The organism is Kribbella sp. WER1 (assembly GCF_054189145.1).
The window spans coordinates 1,840,511-1,865,150 of record NZ_CM135186.1 but is presented as its reverse complement, the minus strand read 5'-3'; the positions used below and the strand labels follow the sequence as shown (position 1 = coordinate 1,865,150).

General features: G+C 69.8%; 21 protein-coding genes. 11 read left to right on the top strand and 10 right to left on the bottom strand.

The window, feature by feature from the left end:
* Positions 1-265 precede the first annotated feature (265 nt).
* From ppdK to ACXJJ3_RS09055, 3 genes are all read left to right on the top strand, one after another.
* Positions 266-2,875, top strand: a complete 2,610-nt coding sequence (ppdK, locus tag ACXJJ3_RS09065; protein ID WP_458171868.1) for a pyruvate, phosphate dikinase — start codon at positions 266-268, stop codon at positions 2,873-2,875.
* Complete coding sequence (locus tag ACXJJ3_RS09060) at positions 2,872-3,651, top strand: class I SAM-dependent methyltransferase (RefSeq protein WP_458169515.1); 780 nt, start codon at positions 2,872-2,874, stop codon at positions 3,649-3,651. The genes ppdK and ACXJJ3_RS09060 overlap by 4 nt, the downstream gene beginning before the upstream one ends.
* A 149-nt stretch (positions 3,652-3,800) precedes the next feature.
* A complete protein-coding gene (locus ACXJJ3_RS09055) occupies positions 3,801-4,079 on the top strand; it encodes a YciI family protein (protein ID WP_458169514.1) in 279 nt (92 codons plus the stop codon).
* Here ACXJJ3_RS09055 and ACXJJ3_RS09050 read toward each other — a convergent pair.
* Both ACXJJ3_RS09050 and ACXJJ3_RS09045 read right to left on the bottom strand, forming a co-directional pair.
* Complete coding sequence (locus ACXJJ3_RS09050; RefSeq protein WP_458169513.1) at positions 4,076-5,302, bottom strand: acyl-CoA thioesterase/BAAT N-terminal domain-containing protein; 1,227 nt, start codon at positions 5,300-5,302, stop codon at positions 4,076-4,078. The genes ACXJJ3_RS09055 and ACXJJ3_RS09050 overlap by 4 nt on opposite strands.
* Before the next feature lie 16 nt (positions 5,303-5,318).
* Positions 5,319-6,539, bottom strand: coding sequence for a hypothetical protein (locus tag ACXJJ3_RS09045; RefSeq protein WP_458169512.1), 1,221 nt, complete (start codon positions 6,537-6,539; stop codon positions 5,319-5,321).
* Positions 6,540-6,702: 163 nt separating this feature from the next.
* Between ACXJJ3_RS09045 and ACXJJ3_RS09040 the strand changes: the two genes are divergently transcribed.
* On the top strand, positions 6,703-8,229 hold the full coding sequence (locus ACXJJ3_RS09040; protein WP_458169511.1) for a helix-turn-helix domain-containing protein: 1,527 nt from the start codon (positions 6,703-6,705) through the stop codon (positions 8,227-8,229).
* Here ACXJJ3_RS09040 and ACXJJ3_RS09035 read toward each other — a convergent pair.
* Positions 8,194-9,099 carry an alpha/beta hydrolase gene (locus ACXJJ3_RS09035; protein WP_458169510.1) on the bottom strand — a complete coding sequence of 302 codons (906 nt, stop codon included), beginning with the start codon at positions 9,097-9,099 and terminating at the stop codon, positions 8,194-8,196. The genes ACXJJ3_RS09040 and ACXJJ3_RS09035 overlap by 36 nt on opposite strands.
* 83 nt (positions 9,100-9,182) lie before the next feature.
* On the opposite strand from ACXJJ3_RS09035, the gene ACXJJ3_RS09030 reads away from it, so the two are divergent.
* Positions 9,183-9,809 (top strand): TetR/AcrR family transcriptional regulator, encoded by a 627-nt coding sequence (locus ACXJJ3_RS09030; protein WP_458169509.1) that lies wholly within the window; start codon positions 9,183-9,185, stop codon positions 9,807-9,809.
* Here ACXJJ3_RS09030 and ACXJJ3_RS09025 read toward each other — a convergent pair.
* Together ACXJJ3_RS09025 and ACXJJ3_RS09020 are read right to left on the bottom strand one after the other, a co-directional pair.
* Positions 9,734-11,011, bottom strand: a complete 1,278-nt coding sequence (locus ACXJJ3_RS09025) for an MFS transporter (RefSeq protein ID WP_458169508.1) — start codon at positions 11,009-11,011, stop codon at positions 9,734-9,736. The genes ACXJJ3_RS09030 and ACXJJ3_RS09025 overlap by 76 nt on opposite strands.
* A complete protein-coding gene (locus ACXJJ3_RS09020) occupies positions 11,008-11,547 on the bottom strand; it encodes a helix-turn-helix domain-containing protein (RefSeq protein WP_458169507.1) in 540 nt (179 codons plus the stop codon). The genes ACXJJ3_RS09025 and ACXJJ3_RS09020 overlap by 4 nt, the downstream gene beginning before the upstream one ends.
* A gap of 71 nt (positions 11,548-11,618) precedes the next feature.
* On the opposite strand from ACXJJ3_RS09020, the gene ACXJJ3_RS09015 reads away from it, so the two are divergent.
* Positions 11,619-12,218, top strand: coding sequence for a dihydrofolate reductase family protein (locus ACXJJ3_RS09015; RefSeq protein WP_458169506.1), 600 nt, complete (start codon positions 11,619-11,621; stop codon positions 12,216-12,218).
* Positions 12,219-12,259: 41 nt separating this feature from the next.
* Positions 12,260-13,492: a deoxyguanosinetriphosphate triphosphohydrolase gene (locus ACXJJ3_RS09010; protein WP_458169505.1), complete on the top strand. Its 1,233-nt coding sequence runs from the start codon at positions 12,260-12,262 to the stop codon at positions 13,490-13,492.
* On the opposite strand, the gene ACXJJ3_RS09005 is transcribed toward ACXJJ3_RS09010, so the two are convergent.
* Entirely contained in the window at positions 13,489-15,345 is a 1,857-nt protein-coding gene (locus tag ACXJJ3_RS09005; protein WP_458169504.1) for an exo-alpha-sialidase, read from the bottom strand. The two genes, ACXJJ3_RS09010 and ACXJJ3_RS09005, sit on opposite strands and share 4 nt — an antisense overlap.
* A 98-nt stretch (positions 15,346-15,443) precedes the next feature.
* Here ACXJJ3_RS09005 and ACXJJ3_RS09000 point away from each other — a divergent pair, with 98 nt between their 5' ends.
* The gene (locus ACXJJ3_RS09000) at positions 15,444-16,685 is read left to right on the top strand and encodes an NAD(P)/FAD-dependent oxidoreductase (protein WP_458169503.1); all 1,242 of its coding nucleotides are present in this window, start codon (positions 15,444-15,446) and stop codon (positions 16,683-16,685) included.
* Here the strand turns inward: ACXJJ3_RS09000 and ACXJJ3_RS08995 are convergent.
* Positions 16,682-17,524: a TolB family protein gene (locus ACXJJ3_RS08995; RefSeq protein ID WP_458169502.1), complete on the bottom strand. Its 843-nt coding sequence runs from the start codon at positions 17,522-17,524 to the stop codon at positions 16,682-16,684. The genes ACXJJ3_RS09000 and ACXJJ3_RS08995 overlap by 4 nt on opposite strands.
* A gap of 10 nt (positions 17,525-17,534) precedes the next feature.
* Positions 17,535-19,154, bottom strand: coding sequence for a glycoside hydrolase family 99-like domain-containing protein (locus tag ACXJJ3_RS08990; RefSeq protein WP_458169501.1), 1,620 nt, complete (start codon positions 19,152-19,154; stop codon positions 17,535-17,537).
* A gap of 52 nt (positions 19,155-19,206) precedes the next feature.
* On the opposite strand from ACXJJ3_RS08990, the gene dnaG reads away from it, so the two are divergent.
* Positions 19,207-21,123 carry a DNA primase gene (gene dnaG, locus ACXJJ3_RS08985; protein WP_458169500.1) on the top strand — a complete coding sequence of 639 codons (1,917 nt, stop codon included), beginning with the start codon at positions 19,207-19,209 and terminating at the stop codon, positions 21,121-21,123.
* A 516-nt stretch (positions 21,124-21,639) separates the two neighbouring features.
* Here the strand turns inward: dnaG and ACXJJ3_RS08980 are convergent.
* On the bottom strand, positions 21,640-22,239 hold the full coding sequence (locus tag ACXJJ3_RS08980) for a TetR/AcrR family transcriptional regulator (RefSeq protein ID WP_458169499.1): 600 nt from the start codon (positions 22,237-22,239) through the stop codon (positions 21,640-21,642).
* Between the two features lie 92 nt (positions 22,240-22,331).
* On the opposite strand from ACXJJ3_RS08980, the gene ACXJJ3_RS08975 reads away from it, so the two are divergent.
* Entirely contained in the window at positions 22,332-23,450 is a 1,119-nt protein-coding gene (locus ACXJJ3_RS08975; protein ID WP_458169498.1) for an FAD-dependent oxidoreductase, read from the top strand.
* A 21-nt stretch (positions 23,451-23,471) separates the two neighbouring features.
* Positions 23,472-23,708 carry a hypothetical protein gene (locus tag ACXJJ3_RS08970; RefSeq protein WP_458169497.1) on the top strand — a complete coding sequence of 79 codons (237 nt, stop codon included), beginning with the start codon at positions 23,472-23,474 and terminating at the stop codon, positions 23,706-23,708.
* Here ACXJJ3_RS08970 and ACXJJ3_RS08965 read toward each other — a convergent pair.
* Positions 23,692-24,633, bottom strand: a complete 942-nt coding sequence (locus ACXJJ3_RS08965; protein ID WP_458169496.1) for a phosphotransferase enzyme family protein — start codon at positions 24,631-24,633, stop codon at positions 23,692-23,694. The two genes, ACXJJ3_RS08970 and ACXJJ3_RS08965, sit on opposite strands and share 17 nt — an antisense overlap.
* Between the last annotated feature and the right edge of the window lie 7 nt (positions 24,634-24,640).

Below are 24,640 nucleotides of genomic sequence, written 5' to 3'. Positions count from 1 at the left end.
CGTTTCCTCGGCCGACCTGGCGATTGTCTCGCGTTGTCAACGCTGTAAGGGTTTTCCGGCCTTCGACCTGTGGGGAGCGTCACGTCGGCATCGTGAGACCAGTGTTCAACTGGACTGGTTTTCTGGCTTACTCTGAAAGCACGCCCCCGCCGCCGGAGTCGATGGGCCTAGCGGGCTACATTCCCGCGCCGTAAAACACCCGCCTGCAACCCAGGGAGTGACCGTGCCGAAACTCGTCTACGACTTCGCAGAAGGCAACAAGGACATGAAGCAGCTCCTCGGCGGCAAGGGGGCGAACCTGGCCGAGATGACCAACCTCGGCCTGCCGGTACCACCCGGATTCACCATCACCGCCGACGCGTGCCGCGCGTACCTGGAGACCGGCACCGTCCCGCACGACCTGGCCGACGAGATCGACCACCACGTGCACCTGCTCGAGCGGAGGATGGGCAAGAAGCTCGGCCAGGCCGACGACCCGCTGCTGGTCTCGGTGCGCTCAGGCGCCGCCGTGTCGATGCCCGGGATGATGGAGACGGTGCTGAACGTCGGCCTCAACGACGACTCGGTGAACGGGCTCGCGCACCACTCGGGCAACCCGCGGTTCGCCTGGGACGCGTACCGCCGGCTGGTCCAGATGTTCGGCAAGACCGTGCTCGGCATGGACGGCGACGTCTTCGAGGACGCGATCGAGTCTTTGAAGCAGGCCCGCGGTACGCAGAACGACCTCGACCTGGACGCGGACGACCTCAAGGTGCTGGTGGAGACGTTCAAGCAGGCCGTGCACGAGCACACCGGCCGCGAGTTCCCGCAGGACCCGCGGACCCAGATGGACCTCGCGATCGAGGCCGTGTTCGGCTCCTGGAACGCGGACCGCGCGATCCTCTACCGCCGTCAGGAGCGGATCGCCGCCGACCTCGGTACCGCGGTCAACATCTGCTCGATGGTGTTCGGCAACCTCGGCATGGACTCCGGCACCGGCGTCGCGTTCACCCGCGACCCGGCGACCGGCCAGCCCGGCGTGTACGGCGACTACCTGCAGAACGCGCAGGGCGAGGACGTCGTCGCGGGCATCCGCAACACGGTCCCGCTGGCGGATCTCGAGCAGCTCGACAAGACGTCGTACGACGACCTGATGCGGATCATGGCGACGCTCGAGGGGCACTACCGCGACCTGTGCGACATCGAGTTCACGGTCGAACGCGGGAAGCTGTGGATGCTGCAGACCCGGGTCGGCAAGCGGACCGCGGCGGCGGCGTTCCGGATCGCGACCAGCCTGATCGACGAGGGTGTGATCGACACCGACGAGGCGCTGCAGCGGGTGAAGGGAGCGCAGCTGGCGCAGCTGATGTTCCCGCGGTTCGACGCGGCGGCCGCGAAGGAGCTGGTGACCAAGGCGATCGGGGCGTCGCCGGGCGCGGCGTCGGGCCAGGTCGTGTTCACGTCGTCGGCGGCGGTCGAGGCGGCCGAGCGCGGCGAGAAGGTGATCCTGGTCCGGCGCGAGACGAACCCCGACGACCTGCACGGGATGATCGCCGCGCAGGGCATCCTGACCAGCCGCGGCGGCAAGACCTCGCACGCGGCGGTGGTCGCCCGCGGCATGGGCAAGACCTGTGTCTGCGGCGCCGAGGAGCTCGACGTGAACGTTGCCCAGGGCACCATCACGGTCCGCGGCGAGGTGCTGGCGGCCGGCGAGCTGATCTCGATCGACGGCACCACCGGCGAGGTGTTCCGCGGCGAGGTACCGGTGGTCGCGTCGCCGGTCGTGCAGTACTTCGAGGGCTCGCTCGACCCGGCGGCGGGCGACGACCTGGTCGCGTCGGTGCACCGGCTGATCACGCACGCGGACGACGTACGGCGGCTGGGCGTCCGGACGAACGCCGACACCGCGGACGACGCGGCCCGGGCGCGGCGGTTCGGGGCCGAGGGGATCGGGTTGTGCCGGACCGAGCACATGTTCCTGGGGGAGCGGCGGGAGGCGGTCGAGCGGCTGATCCTCGCTGCCGATGACACCGACCGGGAAGCGGCGCTGGCGGAGCTGGAACCGTTGCAGCGTGGGGACTTCCTCGAATTGCTGGACGCGATGGACGGGCTGCCGGTGACGATCCGGCTGATCGACCCGCCGCTGCACGAGTTCCTGCCGTCGATGGAGGAACTGGCCGTGAAGGTCGCGGTGGCGCGTGAGCGGGGTTCGTCGTCGGACCACGACGAGCGGCTGCTCGCGGCCGTCGAGCGGTTGCACGAGCAGAACCCGATGCTCGGGCTGCGCGGCGTACGGCTCGGGCTGGTGATCCCCGGGTTGTTCGCGATGCAGGTCCGGGCGATCGCGTCCGCGGCGGTCGAGCTGCGGTCGCGCGGGAAGGATCCGCGGCCGGAGATCATGATCCCGCTCGTCGGTGCCGTCCAGGAACTGCATCTGGTCCGGGACGAGGTCGAGCGGATCCTCGCCGAGGCCGGCGTCCAGGTGCCGATCGGGACGATGATCGAGCTGCCGCGGGCCGCGGTGATCGCGGACCAGATCGCCGAGGCCGCGGACTTCTTCTCGTTCGGGACGAACGACCTGACCCAGACGACCTGGGGGTTCAGCCGGGACGACGTCGAAGGCGCGTTCTTCTCGCGGTACCTGGAGAAGGGGATCTTCGCGGTGTCGCCGTTCGAGTCGATCGACCGCGAGGGCGTCGGTGCGCTGGTACGGACCGGGGTCGAGCGCGGGCGGGCGACCAAGCCGGATCTCAAGGCCGGCGTCTGCGGTGAACACGGCGGCGATCCGGACAGCATCCACTTCTTCCACGAGGTCGGGCTCGACTACGTGTCCTGCTCGCCGTTCCGGATTCCGGTGGCCCGTCTGGAGGCGGGTCGGGCAGCATTGGACGGGTGAGCAGACAGACCCTTCGGCAGACCTTCGGCGAGGACGCGGAGCTGTACGACCGCGTCCGTCCGACGTACCCGCGCGAGCTCTTCGACGACCTCGCGCGGGTGGCCGGGGACCACCCGCGCGTGCTGGAGATCGGACCGGGCACCGGCCAGGCAACCGCCGCCATGGTTGCGCGAGGGTGGGACGTCACCGCTGTCGAACTCGGTCCTGGGCTTGCGGAGGTCCTGCGGCGGAAGTTGCCGGCGGTCGAGGTGATCGTCGCGGACTTCGACACGTGGGCGTTGCCGGCGGGGGAGTACGACCTGGTCGTCTCCGCCACCGCCTTCCACTGGCTGGACCCTGCCACCCGGGTCTCGCGCTGTGCCCAACTGCTCCGCCCAGGCGGTGCGTTGGCCGTGGTCACGACGCATCATGTCGCCGGCGGGTCCGAGCAGTTCTTCGTCGACGTGCAGAAGTGCTACGACCGCTTCACCGACGACCCGGCGCCGACCGGGCTGCCGGCCGTGGACGACGTACCGGACGGGTCCGCGGAGCTCGTGGATGCGCCTGATTTCGGCTCCGTGGAGTGCCGGAGGTACGTCTGGGACGGGACTTACTCGACGGCCGAATACCTCGACCTTCTGTCGTCGTACTCGGGCCATCGGGCCTTGACAACGGACCGGCGTGACCGTCTGTACGACTGCATCGGCACCCTGATCGACGCCGCCGGCGGTTCGATCACGAAGCGTTACGTCAACCAACTGATTGTAGGAATTTGTCTTCACCAACCTCTTGCATAGCGGTGCGCGCGCTGGTCAGAATGTCCGGGCGGGAAGGGAGCTCACTCGTCGACTTTCGGGTCTGACCTGAACCAGCCGCTGTGGCGGCTCGTGACTCCCTTACCCGCACCAAATCTTCTTGTCCACAAGGCCGTTGTAGGCTTCTGGACATGGCTCAATTTGTCGTGCAACTGCGCTTCGACGTGTCCGAGACCGACCGCCGCCTGGAGGTCCGCCCGGCGCACCGCGACTACCTCGCCGAGCTCAAGCAGGCCGGCAAACTGGTCGCCGCCGGCCCCTTCACCGACGGCACCGGCGCCCTCCTCGTGTACGACGTCGCCGACGAGGCCGAGCTCCGCGACATCCTCGCGAAGGACCCGTACACCCCGGCCGGCGTCTACGAACTCGCCGCCCTCGCCGAGTGGCAGTCGCTGTTCCCGTTCAGCTAAAGCGCCGCCATCAGCGCGAGCGTCTTCGCCCACCCCTGACGGAGCGCCGAGTCGTCGGCGGCGCGACTGCCGCCGAAGTCGGTCGGCCCGATGATCGGATGCCGGAACTTCGTCCCGTGCGGCAGGTACGGCGTACCGCCGACACCGTGCCCCGCACCGTCGACGACGACCGCCTCGTGCGGGTACCGGTCGTGCGCCGCGTCCAGCCGCCGCATGATCGACAGCGCCGACAACCGCGACTCCCACTGTGCGTCGACGTAGCCGGCGACCGCGAGCACCGGGCCGTCCACCGCGTCGACCGGGATCTCCTCGTCCGGCGGTAGCGGCCGTCCCCGGAAGGTCCACGCGGCCCCCGTCGGGTGCGGGAATGCCCTGATGATCTTGTCGCCCGGTGCGAACAACACCGCGCCGTGGACAGTTGCCGGGAACAGCTCCGCGACCAGCAGCGCGGGCTGGCTGCCGTACGACGTTCCCATCGCGACGATCCGCGCCGGATCGACCTCCGGCCGGGCGCCGAGCCACTCGGCCGCCTGCGCGAAGTACTCGATCGGGATGTCGTGCAGGTCCCGCGGCCGCCCGGGCGCGCGGAAGTACGCCAGCGCAACCACGGGGTACCCGTGCGACGCCAGCAGCTCCGCGACCGACAGCGGCGGCACGCCACCCTCCGAACCACCCAGCAGCAGTACGGCGGGATGCCGGGCGCCGTCGCTCTTCGGTACGACGTACCTGCCGGTGAACTGCTCCGGGAGCGCCCGGCTGCTGACGCCGGGAGCCGTCCACCGCCGCGTGATCGTCGTTCGCGCGACCTGCTTCCCACCGGAGCTGACCGAGAGCTCGACGTGCTCGACCGGCCACCCGCCCTCGGCCGGCGGGACGAACGACTGCTCGTCAGGATCGCCGTCGGGCGGGTTCATCGACCAGAACAAGCCCATCCCGTCGACGTCCTGATAGCTCCCACTCGCCGGCTTGGCGTTGTCGAGGTCGACCGTCCCGTGCGCATCGGCGGTGAACGTCGCCTCGCCGCGCCATCTCTTCCCGTCGTGATCGACGGCCTCGGCCGCAACGCTCACCATTTTGTGCGCGGGGAGATCAGTGACTTTGACGTGCACGGGCTGATCGGCGAGCGCATCCGTCCGGTCCACGACCAACAGCGGTTTGGCAGCCGAGGAGCAGCCGGCCAGGAGCAGACAGGCGCCGGCGAGCAGCGGTATGGACCGATTCACCTGTCCAGGATGACACTCAGACGTCGGCGCCTTCGAGGTTCAGGTGGTCGACGTAGGCCCAGAGCCAGACGAGGGGGGCGAGGACGAGTTCGGGTTCTTCGTCTTCGTCGGCGATGAAGAGCATCGAGCCCTCGCCGTTGGTGATGTCCTCGCAGACCGCCTCGCACATCTCCAGGGCGAGCTCGAACGGCAGCAGTCGCGGGCCGTTCTCCCAGCGGGGCTCGGGGAGTGGGAGGACGGGGGCCTCGTCGGTGCCGTCCATCTCGACCGAGATCTTCTGCAGCTCCTCGTACAGGTCGAACGAGATCAGCCCGGCGAGCGGCCGGCCGTCCAGGCCGATCAGGTACGGGTCGTCGGTGCCCTCGCGGAACGCGTCCCGGATGTCCGGCAGCGCCGCCTTCAGGTCGGTCGCCTCCAGGTACGGCGCCTCGTCCGGCTCGTCGTCGGTCTCCGCCTGGACCAGCCCGCTGCGCATCTGGTCGAACTGGTGCAGCAGTTCGTTCAGTTCGTCGTACGCGCCGCCGCCCGGGGTCTTCTGGGCGCGGGCCTCGAGGTCGCGCAGGTGCTCGACCAGGTCGTCCTCGAAGTGCAGCTCGTACCGCGGCAGGCCGGGCTCGCGGCCCGCGTTCAGCTGGGCGACGATCTGCGTCGACACCGGGCCGATCCGCTCCGCCAGCACCTCGAGCGGCGTGGTCGGCTTCTCCTCGTCGTCGTGCGCGCAGGAGTCGTCGTCGTACTTGCCGTCGCCCTCCATCGCCAGCAGCACCTGGAACGCCTGGAACGACAGCAGCGCCGCGGTTGCCATCGTCCCGTCGCCGATCAGCATCAGCGGGTTGCCGCCGGCCTCGGTACGGCGCAGGTGGTCCGGCATCAGCGTCGCGGCCTGCTCGACGTTCACCTGGCTGGCCAGCGAGGAGAGCCCGTGGTCGGCGTCGACGCCGAGCAGCTCGACCAGGCGCTCGGAGCTCATGTCGAAGTTCGAGCGCAGGTAGTACCGCAGCCAGCCGGCGTCGACCGGGTTGCCGAGCAGCTCCGCGATCCGGGCCCGGAAGTCGGCCAGGTCGGCGATCGCCAGCACCACGAGCACCGGCTGGTCGCCGTCGCCGATCACCAGCGGCCGGGTGTCACCGTTGTGGAACCCCTCGATCACCTGGTGCAGGCTGTCCGCGGCCGCTTCCAGCGGCCACGACTCCGCCTCGAACTCGTTGACCACCGCGGCGGAGGTGTCGTCGGGCATCTGCTGGATCCTCTCCGGGTGGCGGCGGGAGTGTGGAGTAACTGTAGGCTGCGGGCGTTTCACCAGGTCAGGCGGGTCCTCGAAGCGACCGGCGTGATGTTCGCTACGCTGGTACCGGCGGGTCGGCGAAGTGGTATCTCACATGTGAGATATGGTCCGGGGTATGACCGACGACTACCTGAGCCGCATCGGAAACCTCATCCGGGACGCGCGCAAGCACCGCGGCTGGACGCAGACGCAACTGGCGGAAGTACTGAACACCAGCCAGAGTGCCGTGAACAGGATCGAGAAGGGTCATCAGAACCTCACCCTCGAGATGCTCGCCCGGATCGGCGAGGCGCTCGACTCCGAAATTGTCTCTCTCGGCGGCGGCCCGGTCCACCTCCGAGTGGTCGGCGGCCGCCGGCTGTCCGGTGCGATCGACGTCAAGTCGAGCAAGAACGCCGGCGTCGCGCTGCTCTGCGCCAGCCTGCTGAACAAGGGCCGCACGACACTGCGCAAGGTCGCCCGGATCGAGGAGGTCAACCGGCTGCTCGAGGTGCTGAACTCGATCGGCGTCAAGACCACCTGGCTGAACGACGCCGGTGACCTGGAGATCGTCCCGCCGGCGCACCTCGACCTCGCCTCGATGGACGCCGACGCGGCCCGCCGGACCCGCTCGATCATCATGTTCCTCGGCCCGCTGCTGCACCGCGAGGACGCCTTCGAGCTGCCGTACGCCGGCGGCTGCGACCTCGGCACCCGGACCGTCGAGCCGCACATGACCGCACTCCGCCCGTTCGGCCTCGAGGTGAAGGCGACCGGCGGGCAGTACCACGCGCTGGTGAACCGGGCGATCGCACCGGGCAAGCCGATCGTGCTGACCGAGCGCGGCGACACCGTGACCGAGAACGCGATCATGGCCGCGGCCCGGTTCGACGGCGTCACGGTGATCCGGAACGCCAGCCCGAACTACATGGTCCAGGACCTGTGCTTCTACCTCGACCTGCTCGGCGTGAGGATCGACGGCATCGGTACGACGACGCTGACCGTGCACGGCAAGGCGGACATCGACGTCGACGTCGACTACGCGCCGTCCGAGGACCCGATCGAGGCGATGAGCCTGCTCACCGCGGCGATCGTCACCAAGTCCGAGATCACCATCCGCCGGGCGCCGGTCGAGTTCCTGGAGATCGAGCTCGCGCTGCTCGAGGAGATGGGGCTCGACTACGACCGCAGTACCGAGTACCTGGCTGAGAACGGGCGAACCCGGCTGGTCGACCTGACCACCCGGCCGTCGAAGCTGCACGCGCCGATCGACAAGATCCACCCGATGCCGTTCCCGGGGCTGAACATCGACAACCTGCCGTTCTTCGCCGTGATCGCGGCGACCGCGACCGGGCAGACGCTGATCCACGACTGGGTGTACGAGAACCGCGCGATCTACCTGGCCGACCTGAACAAGCTCGGCGGCCGGGTGAAGCTGCTCGACCCGCACCGGGTGATGGTCGAGGGGCCGACGCACTTCTCCGGCGCCGAGATGATGTGCCCGCCGGCGCTCCGCCCGGCCGTGGTCGCGCTGATCGCGATGCTGGCCGCGAAGGGTACGTCGGTGTTGCGCAGCATCTACGTGATCAACCGCGGGTACGAGGACCTGGCGACGCGGTTGAACTCGCTAGGCGCTCAAATTGAGACCTTCCGGGACATCTGATTCTTGAAGGAAGGCGACGGCTTCGGTGATCACGGCCGGGTCCGAGAGGATCCGGCGGTGGCCGAGGCCGGTGGTCGGCAGGAAGTGCGCGTGCGGGCCGTAGTTCCGCAGCAGCAGCCGCGCCTGGCTGGGGTGGACGACCTCGTCCTCGTCGTTGTGCACGACGAGTAGCTCGGCTTTGCCGGCGGTGACCGTGAACCGGGTCCAGATGTCGTCGTCGCCGTCGAAGTACCCGCGCTCGATGCAGCGGCGCAGCTCACGGTTGAGCTTCGGGCCGAGGCCGAGCTCGGCGCAGAACGCGTCGGCCAGGTAGCCGAAGTCCGCGACTCCGCTGATCATCACCAACCGCTTCGCGGCGACGCCCTCGCGGACCGCGTAGAGCGCGAACGGTACGCCGAGGGAGTGCGCGATCACGCCCTCGAACGGGCCGTGCCGTTCCTCCAGCGCGCGGATGATCCGCTGGTGCCCCAGGATCGACGTCACCTCGCCGTCGGAGTCGCCGTGCGCCGGGGCGTCGTACGAGACCGGGCTGTAGCCGAGCTCGAGCAGCCGCCTCACGAAGCCGGCGTACCGCGAGGCCCGCGACCGCCAGCCGTGCACCAGCAGCACCGGGCGCTTCCCGTCGCCCCACGCGTACGTCCGGACGCCCGCGCCGACCCGCGCGCCGGCGATCACGCCGGCGCCGTCGAGATGCAGGACGTCGTCGAGATGCAGGACGCCGACCGTCGCCGCGGCGTGGACGTCCTGCTCGTCGGGACGGACCCGGCCGCGGGCGAGCGGCCGCCGCCAGAGGTTGAACGCGATCCGGCCGCCGAGGCGTGGTGACAACAATCCGATTGTCTGCAATCCGACACCGACCAGCTGTTGCATGCTTACCCCTCCACCAAACTATACGAACGGTCGTATTATTAGTTTGGATCGGCCTAGCAGTCAATGGACTTAGGATCGGGCTCGTGGAGAAGGTCGACGGACGGCTCGCGCGCGGTGATCAGACCCGCCGCGCGGTGCTGCGGCGTGCCGTCGACATCGCCTCGGTCGACGGGCTCGAAGGGCTGTCGATCGGGCGGCTCGCGACCGAGCTCGGGATCAGCAAGAGCGGGCTGTTCGCGCACTTCGGGTCCAAGGAGGAGCTGCAGCTCGCCACGGTGCGGGCCGCGCGGCGGATCTACGCCGACGCCGTGGTGGTCCCGGCGTACGAGATCCCGCCGGGGCTCGGGCGGGTGTGGGCGTTGAGCAGGTACTGGCTCGACTACTCGCGGAGCCGGGTGTTCCCGGGCGGCTGCTTCTTCCAGAAGGTGTCGCACGAGTACTCCGCCCGCGACGGCGCCGTCCACGAGTACCTGGCCTCGGTGCACCACGAGTGGATGGACCTGATCGAGACCGCCGTCGCGGAGGCCGTCGAGCGCGGCGAGCTGAGCGGCGATCCGGCGCAGCTCGCGTTCGACCTGAACGCGTACTACGAGGCCGCGAACCTCGCGTCGATCCTGCACAACGACGAGACCGGCTACGACCGCGCCCGCCGCGCGGTGCAGGACCGCCTCGCGGCAGCCGTCGTACCTGGGACGCCTGTGCCCTGGTAAGCGAGGCTGTGGGCCGGAAGGTCGCGGCTCCGGCGGACGGGGGAGGCGAGCAGCACCAGGCCGGCCAACGGGACGCCTGCCGTGGTGATCCAGAGCGCTGGGGTCAGGCCCAGGGTTTGGCCGAGCGTCCCGCCGAGGAGTGCGCCCAGTGGGATCGTGCCGTAGTTGACGAACGCCGTCGTCGCGGTGAGCCGGCCGAACAGGTCCGGTGGACAGTAGGACTGCAGGAAGGTCGCCTTGACGACGTTCCCACCGACGACACCGAGGCTCACCCCGAACGCGCCGAACAGGTAGTACCACGGGCCCAACGGGATCAGCAAAGCGAGCGTCGGCAGTCCGAGCTCACACAGCAGCAACGCCCGCGCCGTACCGAAGCGCATCAGGCGCCGGCCGATGACCGCGCCGAGGATGCCGCCGCTGGACGCGGCTGCGACCAGGACGCCGACCGTACCCGCGTGCAGCCCGGCCTCGCGGACGAGAAAGACGACCACGATCGCCTGGTACCCCATCAGCGCCAGGTTCGACGCCGCGCCGAAGATCGTCAACGTCCGCAGCCAGACGTCGTGCGCCACCAGCCGGACACCCTCGCGGATCGCGCCCGCTCGCGGCGGGTGTGTCGTACGGCCTTCGCGGAAGCGGATCGCGGTGAGACAGGTCAGTGCGACGGCGAAGCTCGCCGCATCGATCAGCAGAGTGTTGGCGGCGCCAACGAACTGGACGAGCAGGCCGCCGGAGCCCAGCCCGGCGATCTGAGCGGCGGAGGCACTGCCATGGAGTTTCGCGTTGCCCTCCGCATGATCCGCGGGGTCGAGCAGCGTCGGAAGATAGGCGGTGTACGCGGTCTGGAAGACGACCGTGGAGGCGCCGGCGACGAGAGCGACCGCGACGAGCAACTGGATGCTCAGCAGCTGCCCGGCCGCGGCGACCGGGATCGCGGCGAAGAGGACTGCCGACGCGGCCGAGGACGCGAGCATCGCCGGCCGTCGTCGTACCCGGTCGATCCAGGCGCCGGTCGGCAGGCCGATCAGCAGCCACGGCGCCCAGGCCGCGGCGGTCAGCAGGCCCACCTCGAAGGTCGGTGCGTCGAGCATCGAAATCGCGACCAGCGGCAGCGCGACCGAGGACGTGGCGCTGCCGAACCGGTTGACCGTCTCGCCGACCCAGAACAGCCGGAAGTCGCGATGCGTGCGCAGCAGGCTCATAAGTGTCGCGGGAACGACTGCAGCTGGACGATCACCCGCTCGGCGCCGGGAGCGTCGCTCGAGATGTACCGGTCGATGACGGCACCGATCTCTTCGTTGAGACTGTGCAGCTGGTCCGGCGTCAGCCGCAGATGCCGCCAGTCGGAGAGGCCGGCCGCGTGCTGCCACTGCGCGGGCCAGTCCTCGTCGACGTATGTGCGGACGCGGTTGTAGTACCGCTCGACCAGATCCCGCAGGTACACGTCGAGCGCGCGCCGGGTCTCCGGGTCGTCCAGGAACTCGGACGGGTCGAGGACGGTCTGCCCGGGTGGGAGCCGCCACCACCGCTCGCGCCTGGTGCCACGGCCGGTGTCTTCCTCGAGGTAGCCGTGTTCGGCGAGCAGCCGCAGGTGCCAGCTGATCGTGCCGGTGTTCTCGCCGAGCCGGGTCGCGAGCGTGCTCGAGGTGGCTGGACCGTCGAGCTCGATCGCCTCGAGGATCCGCATCCGGAGCGGGTGCGCGAGTCCGCGCAGACTCCGGGCGTCGATGCGTCGCATGGATGCAGAGTATTCTCTGCAGAGATATCTCTGCAACTGATTCTGTCGGTGGCCGTCCCTAGGTTTGGGGTATGCGGCCTCATGTCGTGGCACAGCTGGCGGTTTCGCTGGACGGGGTGACGTCGGGGTTCAACGTCGACCTCGCGCGGTTCTATGCGCTGGCGTCGTTGTGGCAGGAGGACGTGACGCTGATCGACGCGGCGACGATCGTTGCCCAGGAGAATGAAGTACGCGCGGCTCCGCGGCGCGGCGCCCGGGCGGACGGGCCGTTGCTCGCGGTGGTGGACGACCGGGCGCGGGTGCACAGCTGGAACGCGCTCCGACAGCTCGGGTACTGGTCCGACGTCCTCGCCGTGTACGCCGACCAGACCCCGGCGCGGCCGGCCGACGCGACGACGCGCGAGCTGATCGCCGGGTACGAGGATGTCGAGCTGGCCGAAGTACTGGCACTGCTCGGTCGGCGGGGTGCGCGGACCGTCCGGGTGGATTCGCCGTCGTTGACGCGCGCCTGCCTGGACGAGGATCTGATCGACGAGCTCGCGCTGCTCGTCCATCCGGTGCTCGTCGGCGGCGAGTCGTGGTACGACACACCGCGGCTGCGGCTGCAGCATGCCGGCACCGAGGTGTTCGAGGACGGCGTGATCTGGCTGCGTTACTGCGTAGCCATCTGAAGGTCGCGCAACTGTCGGTGGACGCCGCTAGTGTGGCGGTGATGAGGAAGCAGCATGAGGGGTACGACGAGCACGACGCGGAGCGGTGGGTCGCCGAGCCGGTGAAGCGGCCGGGGCGGACCGCGTTCGCGCGCGATCGGGCGCGGGTGCTGCACAGTGCGGCGCTGCGGCGGCTGGCGGCGAAGACGCAGGTGGTGCTGGCCGGCAGCGACGACTTCGTCCGGAACCGGTTGACCCACAGCCTGGAGGTCGCGCAGATCGGCCGCGAGCTGGCGGCGACGCTCGGCTGCGACCCGGACATCGTGGATGCGGCCTGCCTGTCGCACGACCTCGGTCATCCGCCGTTCGGGCACAACGGGGAGCGGGCGCTGGACCAGGTCGCCGCGGACATCGGCGGCTTCGAGGGGAATGCGCAGACGCTGCGGCTGCTGACCCGGCTGGAGTCGAAGACGTTCGGCGCCGACGGCCGCAGCGTCGGGCTGAACCTGAGCCGCGCGACCCTCGACGCGGCGACGAAGTACCCGTGGGCGCGGCGCGAGGGGCAGCGGAAGTTCGGGGTGTACGACGACGATCTCGCGGTGTTCACGTGGTTGCGGCCGGGGGTGGGGGAGCGGCGCTGCCTGGAGGCGCAGGTGATGGACTTCGCCGACGACGTGGCGTATTCGGTGCACGACGTCGAGGACGGGATCGTTGCCCACCACATCGACCTGACCGCGGTCGACACGGTGCGCGAGCCGTACTGGGAGACGGTCCGGCAGATGTACTTGCCGGAAGCAAGTGATGCGGAGCTGGACGAGGGGTGGGCGCGGCTGCAGGCGTTGCGGTACTGGCCGGGCGCGCCGTTCGACGACAGCCGGCGGGCGCTGGGTGGGCTGAAGGACCTGACCAGCGAGCTGATCGGCCGCTTCGCGACGGCGGCCGAGCAAGCGACGCACGCGGTGTTCGGCGGCTCCCGGCTGATCCGGTACGAGGCTGACCTGGTGGTGCCGCCCGGGATCCGGACCGAGATCGGCCTGCTCAAGGGCGTCGGGATGTACCACGTCCTCAAGTCCCCGGAACGCCAGGCCCGCCGCGCCACCCAACGCGAACTCCTCACCGAGTTGGTGGAAGCCCTCTGGAAGACGGCCCCACGACACCTCGACATCCCGTTCCAGTCCGACTTCGCGGAGGCAGCTGACGACAGCAGCCGCCTCCGCGTCATCGTCGACCAGGTAGCCAGCCTGACCGACCCCTCAGCCCTCGCCTGGCACAAGCAACTGGTCGGGCGTGGTTAGAAGGGGAGGTCCAGGCCCAGGCGGTTGTTGTCGGGTTTGTTAGTGAGGCGGATCTGGCCGAGTTCTGCGTCGGTGAGGGCTCGGCGGTAGATGCGGACCTCGTCGACGTTGCCTTGGAAGCGGTTGGCGCCGTCGACTCGTTGGCCCACGTGGATGCCCTGGACGCCGAACTCCTTGCCGGCCGTGACCGATCCCGCGGGTGCCGTCGTCGAGCCGACCTCGGTGCCGTCGACGAGTAGGCGGAGTTTGCCGTTCGTGCGTTGGAGTACGACGTGGTGCCACTGGTTGTCGTTGTACGCCGACGCCGACTGCACCGTCACGTTGAACCGGTCGACCGAGAGCAGCGCGCGGATCCGGTTGCTCTCCGGTTCGGCGCGCAACCACACCTGCGGCGTACTCCCGGACCCGGTCCGGTAGGCCCAGAGGATCGCCCGCGACCCGGTCGTCGCGCCGTACTTGATCCACGTCATCATCGTGAAGTCGTCCGCCCCGAGGTCGATCGAGCGGTCGAACGGGACCTCGACGTAGTCGTCCACGCCGTCCAGCGCGAGCCCGGTCCCGAACTTGCCTTCGGCAACGGTTGCGCCGCCGCGGACGTACGCCGGATTGTGGGCCGGTCCCACGTCCGGCGTCTGCGGCCCGGGCGCCGGCGGTCCGGGGATCCCCGGCGGCGTCCCGTTCGGCACCGACAGGTACGCCTCGTCGAACCGCGCGTACCGGATCGACTCGTACGGGCTGGAGACCCCGGCCTCGTACAGCAGCGCGGCCTGGTCCCCGCCGAGCTTGACCAGGTCGGAGTACGCCGACGGCCCCCACCAGAAGACCTTGCCGCCGTGGTCCCACGTGTCCCAGCTCATGCCCTGGTCGTACGAGGACCGGACGGTCATCACCTCTCGCGCGGCGGGGTGCGCCGGCGACGAGAACAGCAGGCGGTTCCGCCCGTCGCCGTCCTCGGTCGAGCGGAATCTCAGAAGTGCGCCCTGCACGTTGGGTGTCACCAGTCGGGGCTGCGTCCGGAACGGCGCGTCGAAGGTGTCGCCACCGTCGCTGCTGATCGCGTACGCGCGGTTGCCCGGATCGGTCCCGCTCTCCCGGGCGTCGGCGTACACCCGGCCGCCGTTCAGTTCGGCAACGGTGACCTCACCGCCCATCAGCTTGCCGTCGGAGTGGCTGTCGGTCGCGCCGACGTGCCAGGTCTGGCCGGAGTCGTCGCTGTACAGCAGTCCGGTGTAGTACGTGTGGGTGGTGCCGTCGTTGGACTCGAACGCCGCACCGGCGATCAGCCGGCCGGCATGGGCGCCGTGCTGGAGCTGAATGCCGTGCATGGGACCGGTCGCGTACCAGAAGTTCCACTCCGGACGCTTGGCCTCGGTGAGTTCGCGGGGCGCGGTCCAGGTCGCCCCGAAGTCGTCGCTGGTCTGTACGTACGGGTCGCGGTCGCAGCCATTCGTACAGGGATCCGGCCCGTTGTGGGTGCTGAGCAGGACGATCCGGCCGGTCCGGTTGTCGACGATCGGCACCGGGTTGCCGTGCGTACTGCCGTTGCCCTTGGAGACGACCTGCAGCGGACCCCAGGTCCTGCCGTCGTCGGTGGAACGGCGCAGTACGAGGTCGATGTCGCCGTCGTCGCCGCAGTCGGCGACGCGGCCTTCGGCGAACGCGAGCACGGTGCCGTTGGTCGCGCGGACCACGGCGGGGATGCGGAAGCACGAGTAGCCGAGCGTCTTCTGCTGGAACAGCACGCTGTCGTCGACGAACGGCGCGGGCGGTCCGGACGCGCGGGCGGGGGAGGTGAGGGTGACGAACACCAGCAAGGCGGCGGCCGCGAGGCGGCCCGGTCTCAGTACGCGCATGACTCTCCTCAGGAGGACATAGGACGTATGATGTCCTGCGACAACGTAGTCATCGAGACCGCCTGCGACAAGAGTTCGGAACCCACTAAAGTCGGGTCATGGCAGACGCAGAGCAGATCGTCATCGTCGGTGCGAGCCTCGCGGGTGCGACCGCGGCCGAGACCTTGCGGGAGGACGGCTGGAGCGGCCGGATCGTGCTGATCGGCAGCGAGAAGTCCTTGCCGTACGAGCGACCGCCGTTGTCGAAGGACGTCCTGCTCGGCAAGGCCGGCACCGACGCCGCGCAGTTGCACGACCAGCAGTGGTACGACGACCACTCGATCGACCTCCGGCTCGGTACGACGGTGACCGCGGTCGACCCGGCCGCGCACACGGTCACGCTCGACGACGGCTCGCAGGTCCCGTACGGCAAGCTCCTGATCGCGACCGGCAGCCGCGTCCGCGAACTCGACGTACCGGGTGCCGAGCTGCCCGGCGTGCACTACCTGCGGACGGCCGAGGAGTCCCAGGCGCTGACCGAGGCGTACGCCGCGAAGCCGCGGGTGGTCGTGGTCGGCGCCGGGTGGATCGGGCTCGAGGCGGCGTCGGCGGCCCGGGAGCGGGGCTGCGAGGTGACGGTCGTCGAGCCGCAGGCGACCGCGCTCGCGTCGGTGCTCGGCGAGGAGGTCGGCGGGTTGTTCGCCGACCTGCACCGGGCGCACGGCGTGCAGTTCCGGTTCGGGACCGGGGTGGAAGGCTTCGAGGGCACCGGCAAGGTGACCGGGGTGAAGGTGAGCGGCGGCGAGGTGATCCCGGCGGACCTGGTGATCGTCGGTGTCGGCGTCCGGCCGAACACCGAACTCGCCGAGGCAGCCGGGATCGAGGTCGCGACCACGGAGAACGGCTCCGGCATCGTCACCGGCCCGGACCTGCAGACGAAGGTCGCGGACGTGTACGCGGCCGGCGACGTGGTCCGCTGGGACCACCCGCTGTTCGGCCGCTCGGTCCGCGTCGAGCACTGGCAGAACGCGAAGGACACCGGCGCCGCGGCCGCGAAGTCCATGCTCGGCCAGGACGTGTCGCACGACGCGATCCCGTACTTCTTCACCGACCAGTTCGACCTCGGTATGGAGTACGCGGGCGAGCTGCCACGCGGTGCGTCGTACCACGTGGTGCTGCGCGGTGACCCGAAGTCCGGCGCGTACCTGGCGTTCTGGCTGGACGACGAGAACCACGTGCTGGCCGGGATGCACGTCAACACGTGGGACACGATCGACGCGGTCAGCGCGCTGATCCGCTCCGGCAAGCAGGTCGACCCGGCCCGCCTCGCCGACACCTCCGTCGAGCTGGCCGACGTCTAGAACGGATAGGTGACGTACGCGAACGACGAGCTGTCCGGTGACCAGCTCGGCACGTTCATCGTGCCCTGGCCGCCGAACAAGCTCGTCAGTTCGCGGACCTCGCCGTCGCGGGTGAGCAGTCGCAGCCGGACGTCGTCGATGTCGGCCGGATGCCCAACGGTGCCGGTCGGGAAGCTCACGTAGGCGATCGCCGACCCGTCCGGCGCCGGGTGCGGGAACCAGTTGACCCGCTCGTCGTCGGTCAGCTGCTCGGCGGCGTCGTCCTTGATCCGGAACAGCTGCGCCTGCCCGGCGCGCTCGGAGTTGAAGTAGATCCACCCGCCATCCGGCCCGTACTCCGACCCGTCGTCGGCGAACTCGTCGTCGGTCACCTGGACGTCGGCGCCGCCCGCGGCCGGGATCGTCCAGACGTTGGTGATCCGCCGCTCGCCGACCCACTCCAGCCCGATGTACGCGAGCGTCGTACCGTCCGGGGACACGCCGTGCAGGTAGTGGTGGAAGCCTTCCCCGCGGTCGTTGGTCACCCGCCGCCCGGCGCCGCCCTCGATCGGCACCGCGTAGATGTGCCCGTCCTCGGCGGAGACGTACACCGTCCGCCCGTCCGGGCTCGCCACGTGGTCGTTGTTGATCGCCGGTACGCCGCCCAGCTCGATCTCCTCGAGCCCGTCGGCCACCCGGTACAGCAAGCCGTTGCCGTTGACAATCAACGTGCCGTCGGGCAGCCAGTTCGGCGCCTCGAACAGGATCTCGTCCGAGCTGAACACCAGCCGGTGCTCGTTCGTGGCGACGTCGACGACGTACAGCTCGGACCGCTGACCGGTACGCAGAGTTCGGGGCATGCCCCGAACACTAGCTCGGGTTCGCGACGCAGCCGGATCCTTGCAGCGACAGCTCGGTATGCAAGATGTCGAGGTACGCGCAGCCGTCGCGCTCGTTCGGCTCGATGATGCCGCCCTCGTGCCACTCGTTCCACGCGTACAGGAACAGGTAGTTGTCGACCGTCGACGGGCGGGTCGAGGCCGCCATGTCCGCGACCGCGTTCCGGACCGCCGTACGGTAGCCGTCCAGCGACTGGTCCGGCATCCAGCGGATCGCCTTCACGTCGGTCTGCTCGATCGGGTACCGCGGCCGCTCGTCGAAGTCCGACAGCACGCACCGCCCGTACGCGCCCGGCGCCTGGTTGTAGAACGCGCGCTGCCCCTGCAGGTACGTCTGGTACGAACGGCTCTCGACCGCGGGACCGTCGGTCGTGCAGTACGGCGCGTCCGCACCGGCGTTGCCGACCTGCTTCGGGTCGAACCCGGCCTGGTTGATCATCACGTAGATGTCCTCGCCGAGCCGGCTGCGGGCCTTCGCCCGGACCGCGTCGACGAACTGCTTGACCTGCGCGTTGCTGCCGTCGCCGAGCCCGCGGGCGTCGCAGATGTTGAGGATCTTCCGGCCGTCGTTCGTGCGCAGGGTGTTGTCCTGCTGCAGGTAGCGCATCAGGTTCGTGGCGACCGCGTCGTACTGCGCCGTCGGGATGTTGAGCGGCGCGTACGGGTGGGCGCAGACGCCGACGGTGAAGTCGATGCTGTCCTTGTTCTTCGCCTGCAGGAACGCGTCGAGCGCGGCGCCGGTGACGGTCTGCTGCTGCTTGGTGTTGTCCCAGTACCAGTAGAAGTTGAAGAAGCTCAGCCCGGCGGAGGTCGCCTGCGTGATGTGCTTCTCCAGGGTCTCCGGTTTCGAGTCGTCGTAGTACCCGATCGACGGTTTCAGGTACGACCAGTCCTCGCCGGGCCAGTTGTCGGTCGCATAGTGGGTGCCGTCGTGGAAGTCCCGGACGCCGCCCCACCAGTCGTTGTCGCGGCCGTAGATCTCCTTGGTCCGGGCGATGATCGTCTGGTGGCCGTTGGTGTTGAACATGCCGAAGTACACGGCTCCGGCGCGCACCCAGTTCTGGTACACGTACCCGACCGGGCCGTCGAGCGTGTAGCCCGCCTTCAGCAGTTCGTCGGTCTTCGACGCTACCGCGAGCCGCCACTCCTTCCCGTTGGTGAACCGCCGCAGCTCGACAAGCCCTGGCTCGGCCTTGGTCGCGACGTACCCGGCTGTCCCTTCCAGCACCCAGTGCTGGGCCACCAGGGCGTCCCGTTCCTGCGTGCTGCTCGTGAAGAGCCACTTGGAGGCAGTTGCGGAGGGCTTCAGGCGGTACAAGGCGGTCCACCCGGCCTTGGCCTCGCGGCCGATGAATCCCGTCGTACCCGGCTGCCGCTGGTAACCGGCAGCGGTGGCCGAGGCGACCTCCCGCGGATCAGCCGTGTACAGGCGTCCGGTGCCTCCTGGGGCGACCAGTTCGACGAACGGTGCCGGCTGAGCCGGCCTGGTGACGGGCTGTGGTGCGGGCTGGTCTGCCAGCACCGGTCCGGCGGTCAGGGTCGCCCCGATCGCGGCAGCGGCCAGTGCTAGCAGTCCGGCAGTACGACGCATATGTCTTTTCCCCAGGTTCGTCGTCGGTTGCCGATGATCGTAGACTCACGGGGTGGCAGGCCGGATCAAGGAAGAGGACATCGCGCTGGTGCGCGAGCGGGCCCGGATCGACGACGTCGTGGGTTCGTACGTGACCTTGAAGAACGCCGGTGGCGGCAACCTGAAGGGCCTCTGCCCGTTCCACGACGAGAAATCCCCGTCGTTCAACGTCACCCCGGCGCGCGGGTTCTTCTACTGCTTCGGCTGCCAAGAGGGCGGCGACGTCATCGACTTCATCCAGAAGGTCGACCAGATCACCTTCTCCGAGGCGGTCGAGACGCTCGCGTCCAAGGTCGGCATCCAGCTCCGGTACGAGGACTCCGGCGCGCCGGTGCCGCGCGGCCCGGGCAACCAGCGGCCGCGGCTCGTCGAGGCGCACCGGGTGGCCGCCGAGTTCTACGTCGACAACCTGTTCGGCGCGGCCGAGGCCTCGCCCGGGCGGCAGTTCCTGGACAAGCGCGGGTTCGACAAGGACGCCGCCGTCCAGTTCGGGGTCGGGTTCTCGCCGCGCGGTGGGGAGGCGCTGATCAGTCACCTCCGCGGCCGCGGCTTCACGAACGCCGAGCTGGTCGCCTCGGGTCTGGCGGCCGACGGGCAGCGCGGGCTGTACGACCGGTTCCGCGGCCGGCTGATGTGGCCGATCCGGGACGCCTCGTCGGACGTGATCGGGTTCGGCGCCCGGCGGTTGTTCGACGACGACCGGATCGAGGCGAAGTACCTGAACACGCCCGAGACGCCGATCTACAAGAAGTCCAAGGTGCTGTACGGCGTGGACCTGGCCCGGCGGGAGATCGCGAAGGGCCGGCAGGCGGTCGTGGTCGAGGGCTACACCGACGTCATGGCCTGTCACCTGGCCGGCGTCCAGACCGCGGTCGCCACCTGCGGTACGGCGTTCGGCGACGACCACGCGCGGGTGCTTCGGCAGTTGCTGCTCGACAACGACCAGTTCCGCGGCGAGGTGATCTTCACCTTCGACGGCGACGAGGCGGGTCAGCGAGCGGCGTTGAAGGCTTTCGCGGGCGACCAGGCGTTCGCGGCGCAGACGTACGTCGCGGTCGAGCCGGACGGGCTGGACCCGTGCGACCTGCGCCTGCAGAAGGGCGACGCGGCGGTCCGCGAGCTGATCGGGCGGCGGGTCCCGCTGTACCGGTTCGTGCTGGGGAACGTGCTGACGAAGTACGACCTCGACCGTGCGGACACCCGGATCGACGCGCTCCGGGAGGCGGCCAAGCTGGTGATCAGCATCCGGGACCGGTCGAAGGTGGACGCGTTCACCCGGGAGCTGGCCGGGCAGCTCGGCATGGAGGTCGACCAGGTCCGGTCCGAGGTGTACCGCGCCGCGTCCCGTGGGGCGGCGCCGCAGCAGCAACAGCAACACCAGCAGCGGGCCCAGCAGCAGGCCCAGCAGGCCCAGCAAGCCGCCGCGGAGGCCCGGCCCGTGCAGCGGGCCGACATCCCGTCGCCGCGGGACCAGCGGTTCGTGATCGAGTGGGACGTGCTGAAGGTCGCGATGCAGTTCCCGGCGCTGGTCGGGTCCGCCTTCGACGAGCTCGACGACCACGACTTCACGCATCCGTGGCTGGCCGCGGTCCGGGCCGCGATGGCGAAGGTCGGCGGGCCCGCGGTGGCGCCGCCCGGCGAGGCGTGGGTGGTCGCCGTCCGCGATGCCATCGGCAACGATCCGGCCGCCGCCGTGGTCGGCGCGCTGGCCGTCGACCCGCTCCGGCTCGGCCGCGACCCCGACGAGCAGTACGCGCACGCCCTGCTCGCCCGGCTCCAGGAACTGACCTGCGCCCGCCGGATCGCCGACCTGAAGTCCAAACTCCAGCGCACCAACCCGATCGACCGCGCCGACGAGTACAACCGCATGTTCGGCGAACTCATCGCCCTCGAGGCCTACCGCGCCGAACTCCGCAACCGCGCAATCTAACCCCACCCCACCCACCCTTGGCCTACCCAGCCCTTGGCCTACCCAGCCCTTGGCCTACCCGGCCCACGGCCTCCTGCCCGGCCCAGGGGCTGCCCGGCACCGGCCCAGGGGCTGCTCGGTGCGCCAGTCGGCTCGGTCCGCCGGTGGGCGGTTTCGGTGGTTAACCGTTGAGGTTGTCGCTTCACAGCCGGTGTGCTGGGGGTGAAGCGGCATCGCGCGGGGTTCACCTCTGAGATGGACCGTGAGCCGTGCTGCCCGGTCCACGGCCTCCTGCCCGGCGCCGGCCCAGGGGCTACCCGGCCCATCGGCCTGCCCGGTCCGCCGGTGGGCGTTTCGGTGGTTAACCGTTGAGGTTGTCCCTTCGCACCCGGTGTGCAGGGGGTGGAGCGGCACCGGGCGGGGTTCACCTCTCAAACGGAGTGTGGCGGCGCCGGGTGAGGTTCGCCTCTCAAACGGAGTGTGGTGGCCGGGCGGGGGCACGTCCGAAGGGAGTGTGGTGGCCGGGCCGGGGGGGGGTTAGTCCTTGAGGTGGGAGACCAGGCGGGCGATCTCCTCGGCGTAGTTGGCGGCGAAGTCTTCGGAGTCCGGGTCGAGGCCGAGGGCGCGGGCGATCTGGGGGAAGACGACGGGGGCGGAGGCCAGTCCGAACAGGGCGAGGCCGGTGTACGCCGGGTCCAGGTCGCCGGCGAGTTCGCCGTCGGACTGGCGGCCGCGGAAGTCGTCGAGCATGCGCTGGAAGCGGAGCCGCTGCGCTTCGGCCTCGGTGGCGCTGGTGTCGCGCTCGACGGCCTCGCGGACCAGCAGCCGGAGCAGGTCAGGCTGCGTGATCGACGTCCGGGCGTAGGCGCCGACCACCTCGCCGAGCGACTCCGCACCCTCGGTGATGGCCGGCTCGGAGGCCCGCCAGCGCTCCGCGACCGCGCGGTACAGCCCCTCCTTGCCGCCGAAGTAGTACGAGATGAGCTGCTTGTTCACCCCGGCCCGGGCCGCGATCTCGCCGACCCGCGCGCCGCTGAAACCGTGCGCGCCGAACTCGACCACCGCCGCGTCCAGCAGTTGCTGCTTGCTGCGCTCGGGGTCGCGCTGCCGCTCCTCGGGTCCCGGTGATCTGCGCACGGAAATCATCCTAGCGGACCGCCCATCCGGCGTGCTAACTTAATCAACCACACGGATGATACAGTTTTTTGAGCGGATGATTGGAGTCGGTGATGAAGGTAGCGATCATGGGTGCCGGGATCGGTGGACTGGCGCTCGCGCAGGGCCTGCGGAAGGCGGGCATGGACGTCGCGGTGTTCGAGCGCGACCCCTCACCGCAGTACCGCAAGCAGGGGTACCGGATCCACATCAGCACGGTGGGGGAGGAGGCGCTGGCCGCGATGCTGCCGGACGCGGTGCGACAGCGGGTGATCGCGACCGCTACCCACCCGGGGGATCTGGTCGCCGGGTTCGACGCCCAGCTGCACGAGCAGTTCCAGCAGGAGTTCCCGGTCGCCGGGCCGGACGCGGTGACCTCGGTAGATCGGTATGCGTTCCGCCGGGCGCTTATGACAGGGCTCGACGACGTACTGCGGTTCGGCAAGCAGTTCACGGCGTTCGCGGAGACCGCCGAGGGTGTCGAGATCTCGTTCGCGGACGGGACGTCGGAGACCGCCGACGTGCTCGTCGGCGCGGACGGGGTCGGGTCGAGCGTGCGCCGGCAGCTGGTGCCGGAGCTGGAGGTGACCGACATCGGGGTGCGCTGCATCTATGGGAAGGTGCCGTTGACGGACGAGGTCCGCGCGGTCGCACCGGAGGCGTTCCTGCGCGGGTTCTGCTTCGCGAGCGACGGGGCCGGGCTCGGTACGGCGTTCGGGCCGGTGATGTTCCGCGAGCCGCCGGCGGAGTACGGCGACTACCTGATGGCGGTGCTGACCGGGACGAACGCGGTGCTCGGCGCGTCCGACGACGAGCTGTTCGCGCTGCGTCCCGAGGACCTGTGGGCGATCGTCACGCGCTTGGTGGCCGGCTGGCATCCGTCGATCCGGGCGCTGATCGCGGCGGGGGAGCCGGAGGCGGCGTTCCCGATCACGCTCCGGACCTGTGTCACGGTCCCGACCTGGGCGGCGTCCCACGTGACGATGCTCGGCGACGCGGTGCACCCGATGACCCCGGCCGCGGGGGCCGGCGCGAACACCGCGCTCTGGGACGCGGCCCGGTTGACCCGTGCGCTGACGTCCGGCGAGGACCTGGCGGCGTACCAGCACGATGTCGTTGCCAACGGCCAGAAGATCGTCACGGAGTCGTTGCACAACGCGGAGCGCCTGTTCAACGTGTCGATCCCGGTCTGAAACTCTCACTAGAGTGAGGCCATGGCACAGCTGCAACGGATGCTCGGGGCACCGAAGATCATGTCCGGCGAGATCAGCCTGAGCGAGTACCCGCACCGGTACGCCGTCGTGCACAACGGGAGCGGTGTCATGTCGTACGACGAGGCGCTGAGTCAGGTGCTGACCGTGATCGAGGTCGAGGAGCAACGCGGCTGGGAGCTCGTCAACATCACGTCGTCCGACCTGCACAAGATCCTGGCCGTCATCCGCCGGCGCTGAGCCGGTCGCGGACGTCGGGCAGCCGGTCGAGCATCGTCAGTGCTGCCTGGTGGCGGGCGCGGGCGTACAGCTCGAGCGACGCGGGGATCGGTTCCGGTTCGGCCAGCGGGAAGGTCGAGCCGAGGGTGTGCGCGCAGCCGGCGGCGACGGCGGACAGCAGGTCGTCCGGCCGCGCGGCGGGATGCTCGTGGCGATAGGCGTCCAGCAGTACGGCGAGGCCGTCGATCCACTGGTCGCCGAGGATCACGGTCCGCGGGTCGCAGCCGATCCGGGCGATCTCCCAGGCGACGAAGCCGGGCCGAGGCGGCTGGAAGTCGATCACCGCGGCGACGGTGTCACCCCGGAGCATGAGATTGGGCGAGGCGAGGTCGCCGTGGATGACCTGCGTCGTCAACGCGGGCAGGTCGGCGAGGACTGCGCCGGCCCGCCCGAGCAGCGCGCGTCGTTCCTGCGCCGCCTCGCACGCCCACGCCTCGAACGGGGTGAGGTCGGGGCGGCTCCGGAAGCGGGCGATGAGTTCGTCGAAGTTGTGTTCGGCCCGCACCATGTCGCGGAGAGCAGTCGCCGGGCGCAGCGTCGGGGCGGCGGCCGGGTGCCCGGACAGTTGGCGGTGCAGCCGGCCGAGGGCGGTGCCGACGGCCGGCCAGCGTTCGCCGGTGAGCCCGCCCTCGGCCGTCTCACCGTCGACGAACTCCCACAGCGACATCGGCAACCGCTCGGCGATCACCCCGCCGTCGAGGGTCCGTCGTACGGCGGGCACCGGCACGGCCTGTCCGGCGTACGCGGTCAGGTCGATGGCTTCGCGTTCGTGGTCGAGGTTGCCGTTGTAGAGCTTGGCGAACCACGAGCGGCCGGTGTCGTCGACGACCTCGTAGTTGACGGTGTTGGTACCGGCGTGGATCCGGCGCAGCTCGGTCGTGCGCACGCCGTAC

Coding starts and splice junctions, on each gene's coding strand:
- ACXJJ3_RS09020 (WP_458169507.1), bottom strand. CDS start 11,547: ATGCGACGCATCGACGCCCGGAGTCTGCGCGGACTCGCGCACCCGCTC.
- ACXJJ3_RS09000 (WP_458169503.1), top strand. CDS start 15,444: ATGGCAGACGCAGAGCAGATCGTCATCGTCGGTGCGAGCCTCGCGGGT.
- ACXJJ3_RS08970 (WP_458169497.1), top strand. CDS start 23,472: ATGGCACAGCTGCAACGGATGCTCGGGGCACCGAAGATCATGTCCGGC.
- ppdK (WP_458171868.1), top strand. CDS start 266: ATGAAGCAGCTCCTCGGCGGCAAGGGGGCGAACCTGGCCGAGATGACC.
- ACXJJ3_RS09025 (WP_458169508.1), bottom strand. CDS start 11,011: ATGAGCCTGCTGCGCACGCATCGCGACTTCCGGCTGTTCTGGGTCGGC.
- ACXJJ3_RS09040 (WP_458169511.1), top strand. CDS start 6,703: ATGACCGACGACTACCTGAGCCGCATCGGAAACCTCATCCGGGACGCG.
- ACXJJ3_RS09015 (WP_458169506.1), top strand. CDS start 11,619: ATGCGGCCTCATGTCGTGGCACAGCTGGCGGTTTCGCTGGACGGGGTG.
- ACXJJ3_RS09035 (WP_458169510.1), bottom strand. CDS start 9,099: ATGCAACAGCTGGTCGGTGTCGGATTGCAGACAATCGGATTGTTGTCA.
- ACXJJ3_RS09005 (WP_458169504.1), bottom strand. CDS start 15,345: ATGCGCGTACTGAGACCGGGCCGCCTCGCGGCCGCCGCCTTGCTGGTG.
- ACXJJ3_RS08995 (WP_458169502.1), bottom strand. CDS start 17,524: ATGCCCCGAACTCTGCGTACCGGTCAGCGGTCCGAGCTGTACGTCGTC.
- ACXJJ3_RS09010 (WP_458169505.1), top strand. CDS start 12,260: ATGAGGAAGCAGCATGAGGGGTACGACGAGCACGACGCGGAGCGGTGG.
- ACXJJ3_RS08975 (WP_458169498.1), top strand. CDS start 22,332: ATGAAGGTAGCGATCATGGGTGCCGGGATCGGTGGACTGGCGCTCGCG.
- ACXJJ3_RS09055 (WP_458169514.1), top strand. CDS start 3,801: ATGGCTCAATTTGTCGTGCAACTGCGCTTCGACGTGTCCGAGACCGAC.
- ACXJJ3_RS08990 (WP_458169501.1), bottom strand. CDS start 19,154: ATGCGTCGTACTGCCGGACTGCTAGCACTGGCCGCTGCCGCGATCGGG.
- ACXJJ3_RS09045 (WP_458169512.1), bottom strand. CDS start 6,539: ATGCCCGACGACACCTCCGCCGCGGTGGTCAACGAGTTCGAGGCGGAG.